The 20,078-nt window shown below is 37.8% G+C and carries 19 protein-coding genes; 15 read left to right on the forward strand and 4 right to left on the reverse strand.

All coding sequences use genetic code 11. The features are described 5' to 3' along the window. Nucleotides 1-11: 11 nt before the first annotated feature. Both ACFX4E_RS17145 and ACFX4E_RS17150 read left to right on the forward strand, forming a co-directional pair. Nucleotides 12-689: a cobalamin B12-binding domain-containing protein gene (locus tag ACFX4E_RS17145; protein WP_255257664.1), complete on the forward strand. Its 678-nt coding sequence runs from the start codon at nt 12-14 to the stop codon at nt 687-689. Then, a complete protein-coding gene (locus tag ACFX4E_RS17150; protein ID WP_028408578.1) occupies nt 686-1,306 on the forward strand; it encodes a hypothetical protein in 621 nt (206 codons plus the stop codon). Before ACFX4E_RS17145 ends, ACFX4E_RS17150 begins: the two co-directional genes overlap by 4 nt. Here ACFX4E_RS17150 and ACFX4E_RS17155 read toward each other — a convergent pair. Then, complete coding sequence (locus ACFX4E_RS17155) at nt 1,303-4,863, reverse strand: CheR family methyltransferase (protein WP_377258610.1); 3,561 nt, start codon at nt 4,861-4,863, stop codon at nt 1,303-1,305. The two genes, ACFX4E_RS17150 and ACFX4E_RS17155, sit on opposite strands and share 4 nt — an antisense overlap. Before the next feature lie 451 nt (nt 4,864-5,314). Between ACFX4E_RS17155 and proC the strand changes: the two genes are divergently transcribed. The 5 genes from proC (at nt 5,315) to ACFX4E_RS17180 (ending at nt 9,679) form a co-directional block, all read left to right on the forward strand. After that, nucleotides 5,315-6,157: a pyrroline-5-carboxylate reductase gene (gene proC, locus ACFX4E_RS17160; RefSeq protein ID WP_013056987.1), complete on the forward strand. Its 843-nt coding sequence runs from the start codon at nt 5,315-5,317 to the stop codon at nt 6,155-6,157. Nucleotides 6,158-6,244: 87 nt separating this feature from the next. Then, the gene (gene proB, locus ACFX4E_RS17165) at nt 6,245-7,351 is read left to right on the forward strand and encodes a glutamate 5-kinase (protein ID WP_013056988.1); all 1,107 of its coding nucleotides are present in this window, start codon (nt 6,245-6,247) and stop codon (nt 7,349-7,351) included. Nucleotides 7,352-7,465: 114 nt separating this feature from the next. Further along, a complete protein-coding gene (locus ACFX4E_RS17170) occupies nt 7,466-8,728 on the forward strand; it encodes a glutamate-5-semialdehyde dehydrogenase (protein ID WP_377237958.1) in 1,263 nt (420 codons plus the stop codon). Between the two features lie 352 nt (nt 8,729-9,080). Next, on the forward strand, nt 9,081-9,278 hold the full coding sequence (locus ACFX4E_RS17175; protein WP_013056990.1) for a cold-shock protein: 198 nt from the start codon (nt 9,081-9,083) through the stop codon (nt 9,276-9,278). Between the two features lie 38 nt (nt 9,279-9,316). After that, entirely contained in the window at nt 9,317-9,679 is a 363-nt protein-coding gene (locus ACFX4E_RS17180; RefSeq protein ID WP_028408575.1) for a VOC family protein, read from the forward strand. A gap of 22 nt (nt 9,680-9,701) precedes the next feature. Here ACFX4E_RS17180 and ACFX4E_RS17185 read toward each other — a convergent pair whose 3' ends face one another. Further along, a complete protein-coding gene (locus tag ACFX4E_RS17185) occupies nt 9,702-10,307 on the reverse strand; it encodes an RraA family protein (RefSeq protein WP_098333203.1) in 606 nt (201 codons plus the stop codon). 578 nt (nt 10,308-10,885) lie between these two features. On the opposite strand from ACFX4E_RS17185, the gene ACFX4E_RS17190 reads away from it, so the two are divergent. Both ACFX4E_RS17190 and ACFX4E_RS17195 read left to right on the forward strand, forming a co-directional pair. After that, a complete protein-coding gene (locus tag ACFX4E_RS17190) occupies nt 10,886-11,341 on the forward strand; it encodes a hypothetical protein (protein ID WP_013056993.1) in 456 nt (151 codons plus the stop codon). Next, a complete protein-coding gene (locus ACFX4E_RS17195) occupies nt 11,329-11,628 on the forward strand; it encodes a YxcD family protein (protein WP_013056994.1) in 300 nt (99 codons plus the stop codon). The genes ACFX4E_RS17190 and ACFX4E_RS17195 overlap by 13 nt, the downstream gene beginning before the upstream one ends. A 44-nt stretch (nt 11,629-11,672) precedes the next feature. Here ACFX4E_RS17195 and ACFX4E_RS17200 read toward each other — a convergent pair whose 3' ends face one another. Further along, nucleotides 11,673-13,844, reverse strand: a complete 2,172-nt coding sequence (locus ACFX4E_RS17200) for an MMPL family transporter (RefSeq protein ID WP_377237957.1) — start codon at nt 13,842-13,844, stop codon at nt 11,673-11,675. A 207-nt stretch (nt 13,845-14,051) separates the two neighbouring features. Here ACFX4E_RS17200 and ACFX4E_RS17205 point away from each other — a divergent pair, with 207 nt between their 5' ends. From ACFX4E_RS17205 to ACFX4E_RS17215, 3 genes are all read left to right on the forward strand, one after another. Further along, nucleotides 14,052-14,912: a dimethylarginine dimethylaminohydrolase family protein gene (locus ACFX4E_RS17205; protein ID WP_377237956.1), complete on the forward strand. Its 861-nt coding sequence runs from the start codon at nt 14,052-14,054 to the stop codon at nt 14,910-14,912. 126 nt (nt 14,913-15,038) lie between these two features. Continuing rightward, nucleotides 15,039-15,242 carry an alpha/beta-type small acid-soluble spore protein gene (locus ACFX4E_RS17210; protein ID WP_013056997.1) on the forward strand — a complete coding sequence of 68 codons (204 nt, stop codon included), beginning with the start codon at nt 15,039-15,041 and terminating at the stop codon, nt 15,240-15,242. A gap of 187 nt (nt 15,243-15,429) precedes the next feature. Beyond that, nucleotides 15,430-16,278, forward strand: coding sequence for a YihY/virulence factor BrkB family protein (locus ACFX4E_RS17215; RefSeq protein ID WP_016764059.1), 849 nt, complete (start codon nt 15,430-15,432; stop codon nt 16,276-16,278). Nucleotides 16,279-16,323: 45 nt separating this feature from the next. Here ACFX4E_RS17215 and ACFX4E_RS17220 read toward each other — a convergent pair whose 3' ends face one another. Further along, nucleotides 16,324-16,599, reverse strand: coding sequence for a hypothetical protein (locus tag ACFX4E_RS17220; protein ID WP_025752355.1), 276 nt, complete (start codon nt 16,597-16,599; stop codon nt 16,324-16,326). A gap of 206 nt (nt 16,600-16,805) precedes the next feature. On the opposite strand from ACFX4E_RS17220, the gene ACFX4E_RS17225 reads away from it, so the two are divergent. From ACFX4E_RS17225 to ACFX4E_RS17235, 3 genes are all read left to right on the forward strand, one after another. Then, nucleotides 16,806-17,738 carry an alpha/beta hydrolase gene (locus tag ACFX4E_RS17225; protein ID WP_028408570.1) on the forward strand — a complete coding sequence of 311 codons (933 nt, stop codon included), beginning with the start codon at nt 16,806-16,808 and terminating at the stop codon, nt 17,736-17,738. Between the two features lie 372 nt (nt 17,739-18,110). Further along, nucleotides 18,111-19,118 carry a tyrosine-type recombinase/integrase gene (locus ACFX4E_RS17230; RefSeq protein WP_377258607.1) on the forward strand — a complete coding sequence of 336 codons (1,008 nt, stop codon included), beginning with the start codon at nt 18,111-18,113 and terminating at the stop codon, nt 19,116-19,118. 160 nt (nt 19,119-19,278) lie between these two features. Next, complete coding sequence (locus tag ACFX4E_RS17235) at nt 19,279-20,055, forward strand: hypothetical protein (protein WP_377258604.1); 777 nt, start codon at nt 19,279-19,281, stop codon at nt 20,053-20,055. Nucleotides 20,056-20,078: the final 23 nt, after the last annotated feature.

Here is a 20,078-nt window from a genome sequence, read left to right on the forward strand (position 1 = left end):
GGCGTGATCTTATCGTTTACTCTCGTAATGTAGCGGCTTTAGCTGATTGTTTGCTAGAAGGAAACGTTCAAAAAAGCTGGCTGCTTATTGCTATATATATAGAAGAAGGCCATTCTTCAACTGACGTATACACGTTTCTGACAGAAGCGATGTATGAGATAGGGAAAAGGTGGCAAGAAAATAAAATTTCAGTCGCGGACGAGCATTTGGCTACTGCAACCTGTGACTATGTGTTAACTCGCTTTCAGCTATCACGGCATCAATTGCTTCAGCGCCATCGAGCACTTCTTTTTTGTATTGAAGGAGAAGAGCATTACTTAGGTATTAAAATAATTGCAGGACTTATGAGAGAACAGGGATGGGAAGTTAAAAACTTAGGAGCAAACTTGCCGCTGCCGTTTGCTCTAAAAAGCATTGAAAGATGGGACCCTGATGTAGTGTGCTTGTCTGTCTCCCAAGTGCATTTGCTACCTGATTTACAAAAGTACATTGCTGAGATTGAAAACATGCCGCAAAGTCCTCTTGTATTAGTAGGCAGCAGGCTTCTCAACAAGCATGATTTATCGGCTTCAGGATCTTCAAAAACCATATTCATTAATCATATTCAAGCTTTTAAAGACTGGCTTCTAATCAATAATAAAGAAAGTTCGATGCAAGATAAAATGTTAGTAATGGGGGAAGAAATATGATCAGTTTGCCGATTCAACACATCCCGGTTCCAATGTTTTTACTCAATAAAGACAACGAAATAATTGAATTTACACCAAGCGTCACGAAAAATTTCCCGCCTGTTCAGAACTTTTTAGATCTAGTTGATGAAGACAGCCAAGAAAAAGTAAAAAGAGCACTCCAGGGAAAGGAAGAAGTGCAAATCGAAGTAAATATGCGCACGTTTTCTAACCCGGTTGCTCTTTTTGATTTTCATTTTAAGCCTGAAGCGTATCATTCGCTGCACGCTGTTTTCTGCTATCCTATTCATGAGCATATGATGAGTGTTCAATCAACTCTTCAACAGTTTCGCTCTATGCTTATGCAAGACTCACCACAAGTGAACCAAGATTTTTCAGTCAGGGAAACAGATGTAGAAACGGTGAAAAAAATGCAGCTAGTTGATCTTCAGCGTCATTTTCGAGAAATGAAAACAAATGTGCTAACCATTCAAGACCTCCTAAGTATTATCCGCTCCGACGTAATTGAAGCAGGAAAAGGAGAATATATTGAATTGGTCTCTACACATTTGTTTGACATTCAAGATGTAATTAATCAGGAGCTTGAATGTTTAAGGCAGAAGAACAAAGTACATTAAGAAAGCGGCAATCGGATTTCTACCGTTGTTCCTTTTCCTTCTTCACTATCATACGAAATGCTTCCTTTATGATTACTAATGATTTTGTGACTCACCATCAATCCTAATCCTGTTCCTTTTTCTTTTGTTGTATAGAAAGGCTCGCTAATTCGTGTTAATCGATCTTTCGGCATGCCTTTTCCTTCATCTATCACTTGGACGACTACTTGATTTGTATCTGGATCAAATTTAGATATTACCAGAATAGACCCGGGGTCATCCATCGCTTCAATAGAATTTTTTACCATGTTGATAAATACTTGTTTCATATCTTTTTCAATACAATGAACAACAGGTAATTTTTCTTCAAAATCTGTTGAAATAGTAATGTTTTTAAGAATGGCCTGTGTATGCAGCAGCGTACATACGTCTTGAAGAATTAAATTTATCTGTTTATTTTCATATTTTACGACTTCGGGCTTGGCTAGAATGAGCAGTTCGCTAATAATTAGTTCTAAGCGGTTAAACTCGGACATCATGACATCCATATATTCTCTTTTATACGTTTCTTCTTGCATCATAAGCTGTAAAAAGCCCTTTAATGATGTAAGAGGGTTTCGTATTTCATGGGCAATGCCAGCAGCCAGCTGTCCCAGTGCTGACAACATCTCTGAATTTTTGAGCATCATTTCCGACTGTTTGCGCTGTGAAATGTCTTCGCTTAACCCAATGTAATGGATGATTTCATCCTGATCATTTTTAACAGGCATTAAGGCTAACTGTTCCCAAACGGTTTCTCCGTCTTCTTGAACGTAGGAAATTTCTCCGTTCCATTTTTCTCCTCTGTATACTTCATTCCAAATCTTAGGGAATCTTTTAACCCCCAGCTTTTTTGTATATAAGTCATAGAGGTGTAGCCCAAATACTTCCTGCGGGGCATGCTTTTGCTCCATGAATTTTTGATTAATGTACTTAATTTTACCTTGATGATCGGTAATGAAAATGCCCGTAGGACTGTGAGCGACTGCAAATGATGTAATAGCCAATTCTTCATTTGATCGTTTAATTTCTGTAATATTAATAAACGTAATAACTACACCGTTAATTAAATTCTCATTTGTACGATAAGGCATCATTTTCATGCTGTACCATTGGTTATCATAGCTTTGAATTTCTTTTTGAAGGGTGTTATTTGTTCTTAAAACGTGCATTGCATCCTCGATTAGATGGTCATATCTAAAGTTATGCGAAATATGAAAGAAAGGTCTTCCGATATCTTGATGAAGAACGTTGATTACTGTTTTCGTTTCCGGCGTAAATAATTTAATATTCAGCTGCTCGTCTAAAAAGATGGTAGCAATAGTTGTGCTGATTAATAAATTATCGATATCGTTGTTTAAGTCCGTTAATTCTTCAATCTTTCGCTCGTACTGGTTGTTAACACTAATTAACTCTTCATTAACAGACTGCAATTCTTCATTTGTGGACTGCAGCTCTTCGTTAGAAGCAATCAGTTCTTCGTTCGTGGACTTTAGCTCCTCATTTGCTGTTTCTAACTCTTCAATCGTCGTTTGCAAATGCTGCTGCGTATAATGAAGCTCTTGCTCTAAATCTACTACAAGCTCACTAATCGAGCTTGTTTGATTAAGAAACATGGGCTCTTCCTTATCAGTAATGGCACCATCTGTCTGTTCATCAAACATAAGTAAGTAAAGAGAGTGATTTGTTGGAAGGGCAGATATCGTAATATTAAAACGGCGCTGCACGTTGTTTATGACAAACTCAATGTGCTGACAGCATACGCTCATACCTTGCTCTTTTACGCGTTTAATAGCTGCTCCAATGGCTAAAGAGACGTGAACTGGAACCATTTTGAAAATTGTATAATTAATTTTCCCTACAGGAACGTTAATAAGCTGAGTCGCTTCTTTTGAACAAAATATTACTTCGTTGTATTCATTTAATACAAGACAAGGGCTCATAAAGTGATCAATCATTGACTGGTACATCTCATCTAATTTAAGTGAAGGAAGAGGCTTATAAAGTTGGCTTGGCAGCGGCACGCTAGAAAAATCACCTTCATGCAAGCTGGATTTCGAAAGATTAAAAGCTCCCGTAATTTGTCGGCTGGGCTGGCCCGAACGCTTAAATATTTTCCACTTACTGTTGATAGGGCGGAACAAATCAGATAAATTTCCCGTTGTTTCACTAGGGCCTAAAAAAAGCACGCCTTCTTCTGTCAAAGAAAAATGGAAAAGAGACAGAATGCGCTGCTGCAGTTCAGCTTGGAAGTAAATCATCATATTTCGACAACTAATTAAATCAACGTTTACAAAAGGCGAGTCTTTTCCTATATTATGCGGGGCAAAAACAATCATTTTGCGGATTGTTTTTTTAACTTGATAACCACCGTGTTTTGTTTGCTCAAAATATTCATTAATCTGAGCTGCTGAGAAGGAATGAACTTCCGCTTCTTCATAAATACCTTGACTAGCTCTTTTGATTGCATGACGATCGATGTCCGTAGCAAAGATTCGGACATCGAAATAACGGTTGATTGTTGATAAATAGTCAAGAAGCAAAATAGCTAATGTATATGCTTCTTGACCAGTAGAACAACCTGCTACCCAGATGCGGATTTCATCTTCTTGACTATGAATCTTTCTTTCAACTAATTGAGGGATGACCTGTTCTTCAATAATAGAGAATGCTTCTTTATCTCTAAGAAATTGTGTCACTCCAATCAGCAAGTCTCGCTGCAGTTCGACGATTTCTTCGGCTTCTTTACATAAATAGTCCCGGTATTCTTCCATCGTTTGAGAGGGCGGATCGAGTAAAGCCATTCTCTTTTCAAGTCGTCGCAGCACCGTGTTTTTTTTGTACATAGAGAAGTCGATGCCTGTTTTCTTCTTTATTAATGAATAAATATATTGCAGCGTTTCTTCATTATATGTAAATTCAGTTTGGCTGACATGCGTTTGCACAAGGTCAGGCATATCAGCAGGAGAAAGAATATAATCAGCAAGGTGTGCATCAATAGCGCTCAGGGGCATATCTCTGTACTTTGCTGTGCTTTCATCTTGTACAAGTACAGTTCCGCCATACTCTCGTATCGTTTTTGCTCCTCCTGTTCCATCATTTCCTTTTCCCGATAAAATAATGGCTGTGCACCGGTGTTTTTTTGAAGCAGCCAGAGAATGAAAAAAGGCGTCAATCGGATACTTTACCTGATCATTTTCTTCATAAGGACGAAGGCGAAGAGTATGATCAACAACGGTCACATAATGATGGGGAGGATTTAAATAAATTGTGTCTTCTTGTAAAGTCATCCCGTCTTGTGTCAGTTTGATATTCATTCCTGTTTTTTTTGCTAACAGTTCTGGCATAAAACTTTTATATTTAGAGGAAAGGTGCTGCACAATAATAAACGCCATTCCATTTGGTGAAGGCATATTAGCGAAAAACTGCTCAATAGCTTCTAACCCTCCGGCAGAAGCGCCAATTCCCACAACGTGTAAATCCTGTTTCTCTATTCCTTCTGAAGACGATGGAACTGTAGAAAACGAGTTGTTCTTCATAATAGAACCTCCAATAATGTTTAGACACTTCCTAAATTGTATGTCGTTTTGTTTATTTTAATGTCGACAGCACAGCGTGGTTTATATCAAAAGTAAATTTTTTTAAAAAAACCAAGATGCTGGTACATAGGTTCATTTTAGCAAACCTATTATATTGTTCAAATAACGTTTTCAAAATTCCTCTATTTTTTGCAAAAAAATTTCAAAGTCCAAACTATATAGTATGCCCCGATTTTCTTTATATAAACGTATTTTTATAAAAAAAATCGTTTTTTTTTGCAGAAAAAAATATTTAAAAAAGTTTTGTTTACGCTTACATATGCATAAGGTTATACGCTCAAGGAGGAAAAAAACGGTTAAATTCAACTTGACACTCTTTTTCAGCATGTTACTATAGGAACCGTTGAAAGAAACGAGAACAAAAATACGAACAAATGACAGGGGAGATTTGATGGATCAAAAACAAAAAGTTGCTTTTTTAGGTGCTGGATCAATGGCAGAAGCAATGATTTCCGGTATGGTCAATGCAAAGAAATTACCTGCTGAAAATATTATCGTAACAAATCGAAGCAATGATGCGCGACTGCACGAACTTGAAAATAGATATGGTATCACAGCAGTAAAGCGCAGCGAGCTGAAAACAGATGACATTGACGTTTTTATTCTAGCGATGAAGCCAAAAGGCGCTGAAGAGGCATTAAACGAATTAAAGCCTCAAATCAACAAAGACCAGCTTGTCCTATCTGTTCTTGCAGGGATTTCGTCTTCTTACATGGAAGAGTTATTGCATGATGAACAGCAGGTCATTCGAGTGATGCCGAATACATCAAGCATGATTCAGCAATCAGCAACGGCTATATCTCCAGGTCAATATGCTGCAATGGATGCTGTGCTAACAGCAAAAGAGCTGCTTTCTGCAATCGGAAAAGTATACGTGATTGATGAGCCACAAATGGACATTTTTACAGGAATTGCCGGAAGTGGACCCGCTTATTTTTATTTCCTTATGGAGCATATCGAAAAAGCAGCTAAAGAAGAAGGTCTCGATCCTGAGCTAGCACGTGAAATTGGCGCCCAAACCATTTACGGTGCAGCAAGAATGATGATGGAAAGAGATGAAACGCCGACGGAGCTTCGTGAAAATGTGACGTCTCCAAACGGTACAACAGCAGCTGGTTTAGACGCCTTAGCTAAACACGGCGGCGGAGAAGCAATGATGCAAGCAGTCAAAGGAGCATCAAAGCGTTCAAAAGAAATGAGTGCTCAACTACAAAAAGTGGCAAGTACTAATTAATGCGTCACTTATCTTCTTCGTGAATTCCTCACCACAAAAAAATAATCATAAACAAGAAAACATACAGAACACACTAGGAGTGATTTGATGAGTCCCGACAATAAGAAGCGGGTTGTAATTAAAATTGGAAGTAGTTCATTAACAAGTTCACACGGTGAAATCAGCAGACGGAAGCTCGAGCGCCTTGTGGATCAAGTCGTAGACTTAAAAGACAGCGGTCATGAAGTGCTGTTGGTTTCATCAGGAGCTGTAGCTGCAGGATACCGCAAGCTTGGCTGCTTAGAGCGACCTAGCTCTTTGCCTGAAAAACAAGCAGCTGCCTCAATCGGTCAAGGACTGTTAATGGAGGCTTATTCAGAACTGTTTCTATCGCATGGGTACGTTGCTTCTCAAATCTTAATTACAAGAGACGATTTTTCAGACGAAAATCGTTACAACAATGCCCGAAATACAATTAACGTGCTGTTAGAACGCGGCATTGTGCCAATTGTCAATGAAAACGACACGGTAACCATCAATCGATTAAAATTTGGCGATAATGATACACTTTCAGCTAAAGTTGCTGGACTAGTGGATTCCGACCTGCTTATTATTTTATCGGATATCGATGGCTTATACAGCGCGGACCCTCGCCAGGATCCAAATGCAAAATTAGTTCCTCACGTAGGGGAAATCACGCAAGAAATCGAAGAATCTGCAGGAGATTCAGGAAGTTCAGTTGGAACAGGCGGTATGCGCTCGAAAATTGACGCGTTCAAAATCGCTATGGCATCAGGAATTCCAGCATTTTTAGGAAGAGCCGGCGTGCCAAACATCTTAACACAAGCAGTTGACGGAGATGCAACAGGAACGTATTTTGAATCTGAAGATGATTCTGCGAACCTTAATCAGAAAAAGCAGTGGATTGCGTTTAACTCTGGTCCTGAAGGGGAAATAGTAGTCGAAGATGCCGCGAAACGTGCAATTATTGAAGATAAAGAGCCTTTACTTCGCGAGCACGTTAAATATATTAAAGGCCACTTTAGTGAACGAGCAGTTGTACGTATTCTAGATAAAGACGAAAATGAGCTGGCTCTTGGCGTGACAAATTATTCATCTGATGAACTTGCACTGAATGAGCCAATTGATCAACCGATTGTAGACAGCGAAGGTCTAGTGTGTCACTTGGAAATTCCAGTACCGGTCGGTTTGTAAGCAAACATGCTGTAAAGAAAAGGAGCCCTTCCTTTTCTTTGCATGATTGCATTTACCTCTTATGCCTCACACTTTAAAATCAAACAAAACTAAAACGAATCCAGGAGTGATTTGGTGTTACAAACAAATGAAAAGTATTCAGTAGAAGAACAAGCTATTTCAGCAAAAAAAGCAGCTAAACAATTAAGTTTACTAACAACAGAACAAAAAAACGATGCGTTGTTAACGATTGCCTCTACACTTGAAAACAACACGGAGTATATTTTAAAAGCAAATGAAGTAGACTTAAAAAACGGGAAAGAAAAAGGGTTTGACGAAGCGTTGATGGATCGCCTTGCTCTTTCAGCGAAACGTGTAAAAGAATTTGCAAACGGCCTTCGTGAAGTTGCTGAGTTAGATGATCCAACAGGAGATGTTTTATCTAACTGGACATTGGATAACGGTCTAGATGTAAAGCAAGTACGCGTGCCTCTTGGCGTTATCGGAATGATTTATGAAGCACGTCCAAACGTAACGGTAGATGCAACAGGGCTAGCGTTGAAATCTGGAAATGCCATTGTGTTAAAAGGCGGCTCTTCAGCTATTTCATCTAACCAAGCTATTGTGGACATTATTCATAAAGCTCTTGATGAAACGCCAATTCCTAAAGAAGCGGTACAGTTTATTTCAAGCACAGATCGTGCGGCTACGCAAGAATTATTTACAATGAAAGAGCATATTGACGTGCTAATTCCGCGCGGAGGGGCTTCGTTGATTCAAGCGGTCGTCAATAACGCAACGGTTCCTGTGTTAGAAACGGGAGTCGGAAACTGCCATATTTATATCGATGAACAAGCTGACGTTAAGAAGGCCATTCCGATTTTGATAAATGCAAAAACAGATCGACCAGCGGTGTGTAACGCAGCAGAAACGGTTCTTGTACACAAAAACTGGCTCGATTCTCATAAAGATGAATTGATTCAAGCATTCAATGATCACAATATTGAAGTATATGGTGACAAAGCGACAGTAGGTGAAATTCCTGGAGCAAAACCAGCGGCTGAAAAAGATTGGGCTGAAGAGTATTTGCGCTTAGCGATCGCGATGAAAGTAGTAGAAAGTGTGGATGAAGCGATTGACCATATCGAAACATATGGAACAAAACACTCTGAAGCCATTATTTCAGAAGATGAACAAGCCGTTTCACGCTTCATGTCTTTAGTGGATGCAGCGGCACTGTATCATAATGCATCTACGCGTTTTACTGACGGAGGAGCTTTAGGATTTGGGGCTGAAATTGGGATTTCAACTCAAAAGCTTCATGCACGCGGTCCAATGGGACTTCCTGCGCTTACGACAATTAAATATATTATGAGTGGAAACGGACAAACTCGATAAGAAATGAAAAGCGAGCCTAATCATGTGCTCGCTTTTTTTTTGAAAAGACAAGTAAATGGAAGCTGATTTGTAAAAAATTATAAACTCTGTTATAATAGTAAAATATATAATTTTTGTGATCTTCATTTTTGTTCTTTTCAGACTATCCCGTTGTTTTAAGAAAAGCAACTGCTATCTGCTTTGTTATAACTTCATTTTTATTTTAGTCTTTCAAGACGCCGTATGTATTCCTCAAAGATTGATTTACGGATGTATAGTATCACTTATCTTGCGCCATTTACCACATTTACACGCTAAGTTAATCTTCATTTATTATCCACTTAAAAAGTACTGTTTAAAGGAGACGATGTGTATGTATAATCGTAAAAATTTAGAGCCGGCTGTTATTGAAGAAACAAAAGTTTGGGAATGTACATCAGATACGTGTAATTGCTGGGTTCGAGATAACTTTAAAAGCGGAGATCAGCCAACTTGTCCAATTTGCAAAAGCGAAATGAAGCAAGCTGTAAAAGAACTGCAGGTTATTCATAATCCTAGAGTCATTGATTAATAACTTTTAGGAAGACGTTTTTTGAAAGGGGTTTGTGGATGTTTCTAGGAATTGATCATGTTCAGCTTCTTGGTCCAGAAGGATGCGAGCAAGAAGCAAGAAATTTTTATGAAAATCTTTTAGGAATGAAAACTGTTCTTAAACCGGAAAATTTAAGGCACAGGGGCGGCATATGGTTTCAATGTGGGACTCAAGAAGTGCATATCAGTATTCAAGATGACTACATACCTGCTAAAAAAGCGCATCCAGCTTTTGTCGTGGAAGATATCAAGACGCTTAGACGTAAGCTGGCAAATTCGGGGTGTGTTCTTTCTGAAGAAGAGCCTATTGCAGGGAGAGAACGTTTTTTTGTCCATGACCCGTTCGGAAATCGATTAGAATTTTTACAATATGACAAATAAAAGACCTCCAAGCGGAGGTCTTTTATTTTAGGGCGTTATCTAAATACGTATATACTGTTTCTTTGCTAACTAATACTTCATTTTCTCTGTCTTTATCTTTTTGCCACTTTTCTCGTGCTTTTGCTAATACTTCTTCGACTTCCTCCTTGGGAATGACAATGACTCCACCGTCGTCACCTGCAATAAAATCCCCAGGACGGATCTTCACGCCTCCGCAGGAAATGATCTCGTTTACCTTTCCTTTTTCTTTTTTGCTGCTTGCTGCGATCGTAGAGCCCTTACAAAATACGGGGAAATTGAGCTTTTCAATGTCTTCCTGATCTCGTATAACACCATCGAGTACAATACCGCTTATTCCAACAAGCTTCGCCATGGCTACTACGAAATCTCCTGCTAAGGCACGGTTGCAGTAGCTTTTTCCATCAATGACGAGCACGCTTCCAGGCTCCGCTAGTCGAATCGCTTCAAGCACTGAGTAATTATTGCCGGCAGGCGTATCTACAGTAAGAGCTGGCCCAAATAGTTTGTAATGACGCTGCAATGGCTTAATAGAAAAGTCTAAGTGGTTTGCACCTTCCATTGCATCTGATAAATTTGCTGTTGATAATGGGAGCTGTTCATTCAACATCGTATCTCTCCTTTTTGATTATATTCTATCTATATTCATATAAGAGAAAGCTCTTATTTATGAAAGAGCACGCAGATAACGTGAAGTATTGACCATCAATTAACTGCAAATGCACAGCATTAGAAGCTTTCAGAGCCAATTTTAAATGCATTGTACTATATCTTTGAGGCGGCGCTGTTTCTCGTATGGTATTCGTCATATAAGCGCGTATATCCTTTAATTAGTAATAAAGGTGAAGGTAGCACATAGCCTATAAGACATTATTAAAGGAGTGGAAAAACCAAGGAACTCTACAAAAGTTACTTTAGATAATGTTTTTGGGAAAGTGTAAAATAAGCTGCACTTGATGAAGATGAAGGACCTTTGTTAGTTTTATGAAGGTCTCTGGTTTATACTTGAATAGTCTTATATACACAAGAAATACGTGCAAATGTTTAATCCTGTGAACATTTGATGTAGCTTGATGCATTTTTATATAAAAAAGTGAAACCTTTTGGTATGATGAAACGTAGGAACATATATGGAAATCATATATGAAAAAACATATGTGACGTTAGTCATTTAGTGGAGGGAAAACAATGGTAAAAAAATTATTGGCCGCATTTATCGCATTAGCGGTTGTGTTTTCACCAGTCGGTGGATCACTTATTCATGACGGTTCAAACGTAGCAAGCGCAAAAGGGTATAAGTCAGGAAAGCGCTCTTTTGACAGCGGAAGCAATAACCAATCAAGCTTATTTAAAAACAATAACAGCAACTCTGTTAAGCAAAACAATACGTCTAAAAACTCATCATCTAAAAGTACAGCGGCTAGCTCAAAGCGCGGCGGCTTAATGAAAGGTCTTTTAATGGGAGGAATTGCGGGCTTATTATTCGGAAGCTTGCTATCTAGCTTAGGACCATTAGGCCCAATTTTAGGTTTTATGGTAAATATGCTTGTGATTGTAGCTTTAATTCTTCTTGTAGTAAAGTTATTCCAAAGCGTACGTAGCAACAAGCGTAAAAACGAGGAAGTGAAATCTTGGAGACAATAAAAATTTCTGAACAAGATATTATCAATGCGATGTGTTTGTATATCGCAGAAAAAAAACAAGTTCAGCCTCAAGAAGTAGAGATTGAGCTAATGTATGATGATGACTACGGTTTTTCAGCAGAGTCATACGTACATGATCGTAAGCAGGTTCATATTACTTTGAACATTATTGAAGCGCTGCGCTTTTGGCTGGATACGGAAATGAACGTAGACCCATACGCAGCAGGACTAGAACTGGAATTAGACGATGAAGAAGGCATTATCGCTTTTGCTAAATTAAGTCGTTAAAGAAGCCTTCAATAAAAAAACCGCTCACTTGAGCGGTTTTTTTATTATGATTTTAACTGTTCGTTGGAACTGGACTTATCGCGTTTTTTAGTGAAAAACCACCAGTTGGCATCTCCAAGCAATTTCATAAGAGAAGGGACAAGAAGCATTCTGACAATCGTTGCATCGATAAATATAGCTAAAGCAATTCCTACACCCATTTGTTTAACAGGCGTTACGTCTGTAAAAGCAAAGGCTCCTGTAATCACGATCATAATTAAAGCAGCGCTCGTAATAATTTTACTAGTGGAAGCTAAGCCTTCTACCGTTGCTACATTATTATCGCGGGTTTGATGATACACTTCATGAATGCGCGAAATCAAAAAGACTTCGTAGTCCATGCTGAGCCCAAATACAAGGCCGAAAACAAAGACTGGAAGCACTAAAGCAATATTAGATTGAGTAAGACCTAAATGTCCATTTTGAAACAGCCATACAAGTAAACCAAACGTAGCTGTTAAGCTTAAAATATTCATAATGATAGCCTTTAAAGGAATGAGAACAGAACGAAAAGCAATCATTAAAATGACATACGTTGAAAATAAAACAAGAGCCAAACCATATGGAGCTTTTTCATAAATTTCATCGAATATTTCTTGTTCAAATTTTGGATAGCCGCCAATATGAACGGTGAAAAGTGAACGTTTGTCTTTCCATTTTCGAACAAAATCTTTTGCTTCATCTGAATTTTGGTCTGTATCTAGCGTAGCTTTTATAAGCATATAATGTCCGTTAATGAACGAATCTACAGCTGGCTTTGCCTGCGCACTTATCTGCGGGTTTTCCAGCATAGCTTGAAGCTGATCACTCGATTTTACGTTTAAAGCGGTAGAAATAGAATCGACTTGCTTAACTAACGAATCTTCTTTTAATTGTTTTATAAAAGTAAAGGCATTTGTTAAAGGCTTTTTATTCAGCATATCTTGCTTAGCTTCTAGCACAAAATAAACGTCTGCCGTGTTTTTATTTATAAACGTATCGTTATACGTGTCAAAAGCTTGACGAGACTCGTATTTTGTTGGCAGCGCTTCTGAAGACGGTATTTCTAGATGCATGTCTCGAACGGGAATAAGTGCTACTAACAGAATGATAAGAGAAACAATCGTCATAGTTAAAGGCTTTTTCATGACAAATGTAGCGAATGAACGCCACCTAGACTGACCGCCTTGTTCACTGACTTTTAAGATGCGTAAACGATTAATGCGTGTACCTAATATAGCCAGTATGGAAGGAAGCAGCGTAAGAGCTGAAAACACAGCAATAAAAACAACAGCCATTCCTCCAAGAGCGACGTTTTGAAAAATATCCACTTGGATAAACAGCATTCCCGCTAATCCAATAAATACGCATAATCCTGAGAAGATGACCGAGCGTCCCGCTGTTTGAATGGTGATTTTGATTGCTTGTTCTACCGATTTTGTTTGGATTTCTTCTTTAAAGCGATTAATAAATAAAAGGGCAAAGTCAATACTAAGAGCTAATCCAATCATTGGAATCACATTTAAAATAAAGATGGACAGCTCTGTGTACGGATGAAAGAAATAGACAACGCCCATGGTGGTAACGACGGTTACAATTCCTATCATAAGAGGAATTGCAGCGGCTACCACGCCGCCAAAAGCTAGAAGGAGCACAACTAAAGCAACAGGTATACCGATGGCTTCTGCTTTTGCTAAATCTGCTTGGCTTGCTGTATTCATATCTTTTTCAATAATAGGACCACCGGTTAATTTTACACTAACTTCCTTTTCATCAGCTGAAAGAGTTCTGATCTTTTCCACTCGTTTATCCATCGTTCCATCATCGTGATTAAAGTGGATAATTCCATACGCTGTGCTTCCTTTTATCATCTTGTTAGAAGCCGTTGGTATGTCAACTTTCGACGCGTCTGATTTGTCCTTTGCTTTTTGCATATACTGAGCGATTGTTTGCTGGAATTTCGAGTCAGAAACTCCGTCTTTTTTTTCAAACAAAACGATGATCTGAGCTTCGCTAACATCAAATTTATCAACTAAAAGCTGCTCGGTATCTTTATACATTCCTTTCATTTCAAATCCGTTTCCTCCCAGCACAGAAGGAAGCTTAGCCGCATAAAAGCCAAATCCGACAATTAGGATGATCCACAGTATTAATAAAAATTTTCTGCCCGCATATAATGCGTTCGCTACTTTATTCATATTAACCTCCTATTTTTTGTACAGTTACTAGACTATTTTATACTAACAGTTATTGTAATTAGAAGAAGTATTGTGTTTTTTTGTTTTTATTGCCTGAAAAAGCTTTTTAGATAGATGGGCAGAGGTGTTTCCTCAGCAAAATCGTGTTTATGTTTCAGGAGATTTAGGGAACACTGTACATAAATGCACGAAGGGGGATTTAAAAAGATGCAAATGAAACAGCCAGCTAAAATGACGAATAGTTACGGGTGTAAAAATGAGTATGATACATTAAAACGTGTGGTCGTTTGCCCACCTACATATATGAAAATTGAAGAAATTATTAATGAAACACAAAAGCATTATGCGGACGAAAACATTGATGAAAGCTTGGCTTCAAAGCAGCACCGTCAATTTGTCGAATGCCTTCAAAAAGAAGGGGTTGAAGTCATCGGGCTATCTGCACAAGAGCCATTTCCAGAACAAGTATTTACGCGGGATATTGGCTATACGCTGGGAGATACCGTTATTGTCACGAAAATGGGAAGCGAGATTCGAAGTGGAGAAGAACAAGTGCTAGCAGAGTGGCTGCAGCAGCAAGGTATTTCTTTCCATCAGGTACCGGACCACCCCATTGAAGGTGGAGATGTGCTGATTGATGGACAAGCTATCTTTATTGCGCTCAGCGACCGTACAAGTAAAGAAGGCGTGGAGCATATCCAAGAGCTGCTTCCAGCGTATGAGGTTGTTCCGATTCCTATTGATCGGTCTTATCTTCATCTTGATTGTGTGTTAAATATTTTATCACCTACAGAAGCGCTCGTATTTTCACCAGCTTTACATGAGAAAGAATTAAATTTACTTCGCATGAAATATGACTTAATTGAAGTAACAAAAGAAGAGCAGTTTACGATGGGAACCAATGTATTATCCATCGGTAATCAGCGGGTGATCAGCCTGCCAATGAATACAGAAGTGAATGAAGAGTTAAGGAAACGGGGCTATAAAGTAATTGAAGTTGATATATCTGAAATTATTAAGTCGGGCGGTTCTTTCCGCTGCTGCACAATGCCTCTTGAACGAGTGTAAAAAAGCTTAAAAAGAAAAAAAGATCTCGGCAATAGCCAGGGATCTTTTTTTGAGGGATGTTGTATAAAATTTCAAGTGAAAGGAACATTAACCTATATAAGCTGTTGAAGGAAAGGAGTGATAAACATGGCAAATCGTAATCCTATTTTAGTTCAAGGTGCTGAACAGCTTCTTGATCAGTTAAAAACGGAAATTGCGGGAAGACTTAACGTTCAGCTTGGCGCTGAGCAAACGGCTCGTGCAAATGGTTCTGTTGGTGGAGAAATGACGAAGCATCTTGTTGCAATGGCGCAACAGCAATTAAGTGGTGCCCAAGGACACATTCGCTAGTCTGCTCTACATAAACACTCTGATGAAAAGTTCTGGCTCTTTTGAGCTGGAACTTTTTTTGTAGGAAACATCATTCTACTTTCTCTTGATCGTTTGATTTGAGATTTTGCTTGAAATTCTCCACTTTCAAGGTTGAAAAGTGCATAAAATGGGAAAAGAACAAAAAAAGAGAAAGTAGAGGTTTATCATGAAAAAGCTATTATCATTTGGAAAAAGTCTTGGTAAAGAAATTCAAGAAGACCAAGCAACGGGACTAGCGGCTGAGCAAGCCTATTATTATATGCTATCATTATTCCCTATGCTTATTTTACTGATATCGATTGTTCCGTATCTATCTATTAAACCGGAAGAGGCAATCGATGTCCTTCAAAGCGTTATGCCTGGAGAAACGGCTGCAATCTTTAAAGATAACGTAGCTCAATTTATAAGCCAACCAAACGGCGGGTTACTGACTGTAGGGATTTTAGGAACCATTTGGTCTGCTTCAAACGGTATGAACGCCTTTATCCGTGCAATGAACCAAGCCTACGACGTGAAAGAACAGCGCTCGTTTATTAAAGTAAGAGGCCTGTCCATTCTTTTAACAATTGGATTAATTGTAACAATTGTTGTATCGCTTCTTTTACCAGTGTTCGGAGGGGTTTTGTTAAATTGGATAAGCGAATGGTTTTCTCTTCCTTCAGGTACTACAGTGGTTTTAAATATTCTGCGCTGGATTATCGGTGTCGGCATTATGGTACTTGTTTTATCCGTATTATACAGATTAGCGCCAAACAAAACGTTTCCTTTTGCCCATGTATGGCCCGGAGCGCTCGCTGCTACGCTGTTATGGCAGCTGACATCTTTAGGGTTCTCATTTTACGTAAGCAACTTTGGCAATTATTCTGCTACTTATGGAAGCTTAGGAGGCGTGATTGTTCTGATGCTTTGGCTATTTTTAACGGGGTTAATTCTCGTTATTGGAGGAGAGATTAACGCTATTTATCACCGAAACAAAACGGCTGCGCCTCCTAAAGATACGTCTCAGGCGATGTAATAAAAGATGTAATAAAAAAGGAAACCTTTATAGAGGTTTCCTTTTTTAACGTTTAAAGCTATTCACAAGCTGTTTAAATGAGTTGGCTGTATATTTGACCGAATCTTTTTTGTACTGTACATCGGTTTTAATCGCTGCTTGTGTTACTTTTAAATGATTTGTTTTTTCTTTGATATGATCAGTTTCGTTTTGAAGATGCTGAGAAGTGGCATTTACAGAGTTCACAGTTGGCTTGATTTTTTTATTAAATGATACGCCTGCGTAAATAAGATACGCAAGTGATGCCAAAACAACAGCTAAGCTTATATAAACAATAATCATCGGTGTGCCTCCTTTGTACGTATTTATATTTATATTTATATAGGTGAGAATAAAATATATACGAATATCATCCTCTTTATTTAATTGTTATACCCATTTTTAATCAAAACAAACAAAAGCCTGCCGAGAAGACAATATATTGGATTTTTTCTGAAATTTCATTCATCATTACATATAGAGTTACCTTGAAAGGAGAGAGAAGAAGAATGCCGTTAGATCCGCATATTCAAATATTTCTAAATCAATATAATGAAATGCCCCGTCCTTCTTTAGAGGACGTTACACCCCCACAGCTGAGGGAAATGGAAAAGATGTCCTTAACTCCTTCTAAAGAAGCAGTTAAAAAAGTATATAATGAAGAAATTGAATTAAATGAACGTACGCTCACTCTACGAGTGTATGAACCTGAAGGAACAGGGCCATTTCCCGCTCTTGTTTATTATCACGGAGGAGGCTGGGTATTAGGCAGCCTGGATACTCATGACTCCATATGCAGGTCGTATGCAAATGAAACGAACTGTATTGTAGTGTCTGTTGATTACCGTCTTGCTCCTGAGAGTAAATTTCCCGCTGCAGTAAACGATGCCTATGACGCCTTGGATTGGATTTCAGCTCATGCGTCTCAATTAAATATCGATTCAAATAAAATTGCCGTCGGTGGCGACAGTGCCGGTGGTAACCTTGCTGCGGTTGTAAGCATTTTAGCAAAACAAAGACAAGGTCCATCCATTGTTCATCAGCTGCTTATTTATCCGTCTGTAGGATTTAAAAATCAACACCCTGCCTCTATGAAAGAAAACGCCGAAGGATATCTTCTTTCAAAAGATCTCATGGATTGGTTTCGCCTTCAGTACTTAAATAATAAAGAAGAAGAACAGCACCCCTATAACGCTCCAGTATTACTAGAAGATTTATCGAGTCTACCGAGCGCTACCATTATTACAGCACAATATGATCCTCTAAGAGATAGCGGAAAAGACTACGCGGACGCATTAAAAAATCACGGTGTCCCCGTCACCTATGAAAATTATGAAACAATGATTCACGGGTTTTTAGGGTTTCATGAATTCGTCCCACTCGCTCAGCAGGCGATCAATAAAAGCGCAGCTCAACTGCGTCAAGTATTTGATTCTATTTAAGGATATATAGTGTCATAAATTATAGGAACTTGGGAGAAGCAGCACATGGATGTGCTGTTTTTCTGTGTTGATAGGGAGAAAAGATTGACAAGAGTTTCAAAAAATAGCCCATTATCTCTTTTAAAGTCATTTTGTTTGGAGTATAGTAGAAAAGTAGGATAAAAACATTTATTGACATTAAGTAAGGTGATTTTTTGAATGATAAAAAACAAGTAGGTCAGCTGATTGTTTTTCAAAAAACACTTATTAAATGTTGATATAGCAAGGGTTTTGAAGGGTGGGTAAATAGTCATTGAGACTAAAATTTGTCCATAATAAAAAAACTACCTGAACTGTTAAGGCAACTTCCATATTTAAAGGGGGTTGCCTTTTTTGTGTGCAAAGCGAATAAGAAAGGGAGCAAAAGTAGCTCAAATAAATCTTGAAGAAGCTAAAGAGAAAATTATTAAGATTAAAACTTTAGAAGGTATGGCTCAATCCACTTTAAATCAATACAATCTCGTTTTTAATGACTTAATTGGGTTCTTTGAAAAAGATACAAGAGTAAATGATATCACTTTAAATGACGCTAGGGATTTTATTAATTGGTTGCTTCACGAAAAATCTGATACAAGTAGTAGATTCAAGCAAGTTTCAAAGAAAGGAGTAAAGCCATCTAGTGTAAATAACTATCTTCAAAAGACACGTGCTGCTTTTAATATTTTGAAACGTGAAGAAGTGCTAAAAGAAAATGTCTTTAATGAAATTCGAAATATAAAGTTCCAAAAACATAAGGTTGAAACGCTAACTGTAAATGAAATAAAACAAGTTTTTAACGCTTTTAATAAGAGTTATTATGCTCAGTTTAGGTCTTATGTGTTGCTACATACACTTCTAGACACATTAGGAAGGGTAGATGAGACCTTGCATTTGAAGAAACAAGATATTGATTTTGATAAAAGATCAGTAACTTTTCAAAATACAAAATCTAAAAAATTTAGGATAGTACCTATTTCTAAAAAGACAGCAAGGCTGCTACAAGAACTTATTGTAGATAATGATGACCTGTTTAATAGTGAGTACATTTTTCTTACTAATGATGGAAAAAGATTACGTCCTTCAACATTTAGGGCACATTTAGAGAAAATTTTAAAGAATGTAGGTATCAATAAAAGGATTCATCCCCATTTATGGAGACATACGGGATCGGAGATGTTTCTAAGGCAATCAGGTAACATACGTGTGCTTCAGCAGTTGTTAGGGCATAGCAACCTCGTCACTACAGCTAGTGTTTATTCACATGTTCTTGATGAAACGGTGAGAAATGAACATGAGAAATTTAATGCGATAAATCTTATTGAGGAACAAAAGGAGAAAATAATTAAACGAAATTCAAAGTAGAACAAAAATAAAGAGGACAATGGCTGCAACCATCATCCTCTAAGTGGTGTATTAAAATACACAAAATAAGCTAATGAAATTATATGACATTTATTTGAAAAATTCAAGTGTCATACGTGTATTTAGTGCACCCTAAAATCATATTTTGGGGGAATCTGTGATGAAGTCAGGTAACATTGAGCAATTTGTACATTTATCAAACTTTAAAGATGTAAAGGAGTTTAATAATCACATTGAGCAATGGATGGTTGATTTTAAAAATCAATTCACAAAAAGTGAGTTAATAGGATTAAAGCGCCTTATTAGATATTCATGTAAATATGCTGGTATCTCAAATGCTAAAATTCAAACAATTGTGTCTGCTACTCATAATAACGAGGTTGGAATTTCTCGCTCTACATTTGAGCGTATGCTTCGTAAAGCAAAGAAGTATGGTATTTTAAGCGTTCATAATACATTCTGTGGTTCAAATCAACGTCATAACGTTTATGTATTCAACCGTTATCAAGAAACGAAACAAGTTACATCTGAAGTCTCTACAAATGAAGCACCAGAGACAATTGACGTACCAAATCAAGAAACTAGCCAAGTTAAAACTAACCATATATTAATAGATACGTATAAGGACAATGTAATTCCAGATGTTCCAATTAGGTTTCAGGAGTTAGTAAAATCTTATTACGCTCCTAAGCAAACTCTTGAACTATGGAAGTGTGTAAAACACTCTACGCAGCACTACAATCACTTTACTGAACAGTACGTAGACTATGATCCAACTATTGATAAAGTTGAATTGGCTATTAGCTCGTTTAAACAAATGATTGTTAACATCAAGCTTGGCTACACCATTAAGAAATCAATATTTAGTTATTATTACGGTATTATCCAAAAGAAACTCGACACTCAATTTAAGGGCTGGAATTTATGTTTTGAATAGAAATTATACAGTTTTAACTAAGT

Source organism: Priestia sp. YIM B13491 (assembly GCF_042787605.1).
Classification (GTDB): Bacteria; Bacillota; Bacilli; order Bacillales; family Bacillaceae_H; genus Priestia; species Priestia megaterium_E.